The 938-nt window shown below is 71.2% G+C and carries 1 protein-coding gene; it reads left to right on the forward strand.

Translation table 11 applies throughout. The features are described 5' to 3' along the window. Positions 1-938: condensation domain-containing protein (locus ABZO33_RS26815; protein WP_414538504.1), on the forward strand; the 938-nt coding region annotated here is incomplete at both ends.

Genomic DNA, 938 nt, shown 5'->3' on the forward strand with positions numbered 1-938 from the left:
CCCGCCGAGGCCCTGCGCGAGGCGCTGCTGGGGCAACTGCCCGAGTACATGGTGCCGGCGCTGTTCATGGCGCTCGACGCCTTGCCGCTGACCCCCAACGGCAAGCTGGACCGCAAGGCGCTGCCGCAGCCGGACCTGCCGGCGCGCCAATACGAGGCGCCCGAAGGCGAGACGGAGGTGTTGCTGGCCGAGATCTGGTCGCAACTGCTGGGTGTGGAGCGGGTAGGGCGGCACGACAACTTCTTCGAGCTGGGCGGCCACTCGCTGCTGGCCGTGACCCTGACCGCGCGCCTGCGCCAGGCTGGCCTGCAAGTGGATGTGCGCACCTTGTTCGGCCAACCGAGCGTGGCCGCGCTGGCGGCCACCCTGGGCCAGGGCGGCGCGGTGGCGGTTCCGGCCAACTGCATCCCGGCGGGCTGCACCCAGATCACCCCGGACATGCTGCCGTTGGTGGACCTGGATCCGGCTGCCATCGAGCGCATCGTCGCCGCAGTGCCGGGCGGCGCGGCCAATGTCCAGGACATCTACCCCCTGGCGCCGCTGCAGGAGGGCATCCTCTACCTGCACCTCAGCGCCGTGGACGCCGACCCCTATGCCCTGCGGGCGCGACTGCGCTTCGACAGCCCGGCGCGCCTGCGGGTGTTCGCCCAGGCCCTGGAACAGGTCATCGCCCGGCATGACATCCTGCGCACTGCGGTGCTCTGGGACGGCCTGCCGCAGCCGGTACAGGTGGTCTGGCGCCAGGCGCCGCTGCAACTGGCGCCGCTCGACGACGCCCACCTGGCGCGCCTGGACCTTGGCCAGGCGCCGCTGATCCGCCTGCTGCACCGTACCGAACCGAGCAGTCAGCGAGTCGAGGCAGTGCTGCAGTTCCACCATATCGTGCTCGACCATATCGCCATGCAGGCGGTGCAGGCCGAGCTGCGCGGCTACTTGCT

Source organism: Pseudomonas sp. CAM1A (genome assembly GCF_047501685.1).
Taxonomy (GTDB): Bacteria; Pseudomonadota; Gammaproteobacteria; order Pseudomonadales; family Pseudomonadaceae; genus Aquipseudomonas.